Source organism: Acinetobacter sp. AKBS16, assembly GCF_002899995.1.
In the GTDB taxonomy this organism is placed as follows: Bacteria; Pseudomonadota; Gammaproteobacteria; order Pseudomonadales; family Moraxellaceae; genus Acinetobacter; species Acinetobacter baumannii.
This window is the reverse complement of sequence record NZ_POYH01000067.1, coordinates 41,158-45,449: the sequence shown is the minus strand read 5'-3', so window position 1 is coordinate 45,449 and position 4,292 is coordinate 41,158. Positions and strand designations below refer to the sequence as shown.

Below are 4,292 nucleotides of genomic sequence, written 5' to 3'. Positions count from 1 at the left end.
TCTTTAAATGAGTTAAGTGTAGATAACGTTAATATTCCAATCGCAATCGGTTTGATTTTAATGATGTATCCGCCATTGGCAAAAGTGGACTATGCGGCTTTACCAGAAGTATTTAAGGATAAGAAAACCTTAACTTTATCGCTGGTACAAAACTGGATTATTGCTCCAGTTTTAATGTTTATCCTTGCAATTGTTTTTTTGCATAACTATCCGGAGTATATGACGGGCCTTATTTTGATAGGCTTGGCACGTTGTATTGCAATGGTATTGGTCTGGAATGGCTTAGCTTGTGGTGATAACCAATATGTTGCAGCTTTGGTCGCCTTTAACAGTATTTTTCAGATTTTATTTTTTAGTACCTATGCATGGTTGTTCTTAACTTTCTTGCCGCCATATTTTGGTGTGGCAGGACAAGTGATTGATGTCAATTTCTGGACCATCACACATGCTGTTTTGGTGTACTTAGGTATTCCATTCTTAATGGGTTTCTTGACGCGTTTGATTTTAGTCAAGTCGAAAGGGTTGGAATGGTATCAGACTAAATTTTTACCAAAAATTAGTCCATTAAGTTTAATCGCATTACTCTTTACCATTGTTGCTATGTTTAGTCTAAAAGGTGGCGATGTGGTGAGTTTACCTTTAGATGTATTACGTATTGCGATTCCACTTACCATTTACTTTGTCGTGATGTTCTTTATTAGCTTCTTTATGAGTAAACGGATGGGGAATAATTACCCACGTACAGCGGCAATTTCATTTACCGCGGCAGGTAATAACTTTGAGTTGGCTTTAGCTGTAGCTATTGCAACTTTTGGTTTAGCATCACCTGTAGCATTTACCACAGTGATTGGACCATTGGTTGAAGTCCCCGTTTTAATTTCACTCGTCACCGTTTCGCTTTGGTTAAAGAAAAAGTATTACTCTTAAAATCGTAAAATTTATTTGAACTATTTTTTGCTAAAAATGACTTTAAAAAGTGCCTTTATATAGGCATTTTTTATTACCTAGCTTTTACACTTAGGTCATTGTAGGTAATAGTTTTTGCATGAGTTCAATGAAGTTTGACACTTTAGCTGAGTTTTCATTTTCTCGTGTAATTAAGTAAATAGGCGCATTTAGTTTTATCGAATCATCAAACTCGCGATAGACAATTTCATGGTCCCAAAAGTTATGCATTGAAGCGGGCACAATACTAATTCCAATACCAGCAGCCACTAAATTGAGGGTCGCAGTAGGGCGCGGCGCTTCTTGAATAATACGCGGACTAAAACCTGCCTGATAGCAGCTATATAAAATATTGTCATATAAGCCTTGCCCTGAAGAGCGACGGTATAAAACAAAATTTTCCTCTGACAAGTTACTTAAACTAATTTTTTTCTTCTGTGTAAGTGGATGGCCGATAGGTAAGGCCACCACCATTGGCTCGTCTAATATATGAAGATGCTTTAAACCAATATCTCGGCTAATCGGCGCTCTTAAAAAAGCAATATCAAGTTTTTCTGAAATTAACCAGTCCAGTTGCTTTTGACTGCCTGCTTCTTCAAGTTTGGTTTGCACAGCAGGGTACATTTCCCGATATGAACGTAATACGAGTGAAATGAGCGGATGCAAACCTGCGGAACTTGTAAAGCCAATATTGAGTTGTCCAGTTTTACCTTGGCTAACATCTTGGACCAATTGAGGAATATGGCGGGCATGTTCTAATAAAAGTTGTGCTTCTTTAAATAATGCTAAACCTGCTTCTGTCGGTTCAATCCCGCGCGGTTGACGAATAAGTAACTGTGTACCGAGTTCTTGTTCAAGTTTTTTAAGTAAACGCGTTAAAGGTGGCTGTTGAATAAACAAACGGTTTGCCGCGTGAGTAATATTTCTTTCTTCAACCACCACTACAAAGGCATGAAGCTTATATAAATCGAGCATAGGAATACCTTTAGGGTATGGTTAATGAAAATAAAAGCATTTGTAGATATATCATAAAAGTATCATTCTATCTTGGTCGGATAAAGTGAAAAGTAACGAAAATGAACCATGTTGAGATTGCCGTGCAGAAGGATACTGTTCCTACTTGCACAGAGTTATTTTTAGGTTTTTTAACATTAGGTTTAATTGGATTTGGTGGTGTGCTGCCTTTAGCCCGTAAAGTTATTGTAGAGCAAAGGCATTGGTTAAGCCCTGAAAAATTCACTGAGTTACTTGGTCTGTGCCAATTTTTACCGGGCGGCAATATTATTAATTTATCGGTTGCGATTGGCATGGAGTTTCGCGGTGTCCGTGGAGCAGTGAGCTCACTCATTGGTTTAATCTTCGCACCTACCGTAATTGTTGTACTTTTACATTATGTCTATGAGCAGTTCCAAGACAACTTAATGGTTAAGCACCTTTTTGAAGGTTTAGGTGCAGCAGCAGCAGGGCTTCTGGTTGCCACAGGTCTGAAAATGCTTAAGCCTTTATTACGTAATCCATTAGCAATCTGTGTTGTGGTAGCGGCAATTTTCAGCATTGCTTTTCTAAAAATTCCTTTACTTTTGACTATGCTGATTTTACTTGCGTTTTATTCAGCCATCATTTGGAGACGTGTGTAATGGGTGCCGTACTACTTACTTTAGCAATCATTTTTACTCAGTTGTCCCTTATTGCATTTGGTGGCGGGAATACAATTTTGCCCGAAATGCAACGCCAAGTGGTTGATATTCACCATTGGATGACGGCGCAAGAATTTAGTGCGTTGTTTGCCATGGCACAAGCTGCACCTGGTCCAAATATGATGATTGTACCTTTGGTAGGGTGGCATGTAGCAGGGTTGTCTGGTCTATTGGTGACGTCTACTGCTAAATTTTTACCGTCATCTCTTATTACTGTATTTGTGATGAGAGGCTGGTCAAAATTCAAAGATAAGAAATGGCGCCGTGTTTTACAGCTTGCTTTACAACCTGTCACTGTGGGGACTGTGCTTGCCAGTGCATGGATTATTTCTGAAGCAGCGGCAATAAATACTTTACTTATCATTATGGTAGTCATTGCAACTTTATTATCTTTAATTAAAAAAGTTCATCCATTGCATGTTTTGATTGCTGGGGCTGTATTTGGTGTGGTCTTACTCTAGTTTAACCAGTTTGCCGACCTGCGCTGGGATGAGTTCAGGTTGGCTTTTTTATTGAAGAAATAATAAAATCTAAAAAACCGATCAAATATATAAAAACATACTGTTTTACCTATTCATTGTTTTAACGTACTATGCATCTATTGAAAGAATTTGGATGCATTGGAGTAAAAACAGATGTTAGATCAAAACATTAAAACTCAATTAAAAGCTTACCTAGAACGTTTAGAAAGTCCAATCGAATTAGTTGCTGCTTTAGATGAATCAGATAAAGCTGCTCAAATTAAAGAATTAGTAACTGAAATCGCTGAGCTTTCTGACAAGGTAACAGCCCGTTTTGACGGTAACAATACACGTCGTCCAAGCTTTGGTGTGGCTAAAGCAGGTGAACAGCCTCGTGTATTCTTTGCAGGCTTACCAATGGGCCATGAGTTTACGTCTTTGATCTTGGCGCTGTTACAAGTGTCTGGCTATGCACCTAAAGTGTCGGATGAAGTTTTAAATCAGATTAAAGGCTTAAACCTCAAAGCTAACTTTGATGTATTTGTATCATTAAGCTGTCATAACTGTCCGGACGTGGTACAGGCACTTAACCTGATAGCCATTTATAACCCGAACACCACGGCAACCATGATTGATGGTGCATTCTTCCAAGACGAAGTGGAACAACGCAAAATCATGGCTGTACCGATGGTATTCCAGGACAATGAACACATTGGTCAAGGTCGTATGACGCTTGAAGAGATTGTGGCAAAACTTGATACCAACTCGGCTGAAAAAGACGCAGCAGCACTCAATGCCAAAGATGCGTTTGATGTATTGGTGATTGGTGGTGGACCTGCGGGTGCAACAGCTGCAATCTATGCGGCACGTAAAGGCATTAACACAGGTATCGTGGCTGAACGCTTTGGTGGTCAGGTCATGGACACCATGGACATTGAAAACTTCACTTCTGTGCAAAAGACTCAAGGTCCTAAGTTTGCTGCCGAGATGGAAGCACATGTTCGTGAATACGATGTCGATATCATGAACCTGCAACGTGTCAGCAAAATCACTGGTGCAGATCAAACAGCAAATGGCTTGGTTGAAGTTGAACTTGAAAACGGTGCAAAACTTGAATCGAAAACTGTGATCCTTTCAACAGGTGCACGTTGGAGAGAAATGAATGTACCGGGTGAAGCTGAATACCGTA

Annotated in this window: 5 protein-coding genes; 4 read left to right on the top strand and 1 reads right to left on the bottom strand. The window is 39.4% G+C overall.

The window, feature by feature from the left end; genetic code table 11:
• Window positions 1–927: ACR3 family arsenite efflux transporter (arsB, locus tag C1642_RS12255; RefSeq protein ID WP_228153857.1), on the top strand; the 927-nt coding region annotated here is incomplete at its 5' end.
• 90 nt (window positions 928–1,017) lie between these two features.
• Here the strand turns inward: arsB and C1642_RS12250 are convergent.
• Window positions 1,018–1,920, bottom strand: a complete 903-nt coding sequence (locus tag C1642_RS12250) for a LysR family transcriptional regulator (protein WP_000886383.1) — start codon at window positions 1,918–1,920, stop codon at window positions 1,018–1,020.
• Window positions 1,921–2,021: 101 nt separating this feature from the next.
• Between C1642_RS12250 and C1642_RS12245 the strand changes: the two genes are divergently transcribed.
• The 3 genes from C1642_RS12245 to C1642_RS19265 form a co-directional block, all read left to right on the top strand.
• Window positions 2,022–2,582, top strand: coding sequence for a chromate transporter (locus C1642_RS12245; RefSeq protein ID WP_103236387.1), 561 nt, complete (start codon window positions 2,022–2,024; stop codon window positions 2,580–2,582).
• A complete protein-coding gene (locus tag C1642_RS12240) occupies window positions 2,582–3,103 on the top strand; it encodes a chromate transporter (protein ID WP_000501457.1) in 522 nt (173 codons plus the stop codon). Before C1642_RS12245 ends, C1642_RS12240 begins: the two co-directional genes overlap by 1 nt.
• A gap of 174 nt (window positions 3,104–3,277) precedes the next feature.
• Window positions 3,278–4,292, top strand: a 1,015-nt coding sequence (locus tag C1642_RS19265) for an FAD-dependent oxidoreductase (RefSeq protein ID WP_032027458.1), incomplete at its 3' end; no start/stop codon positions are given.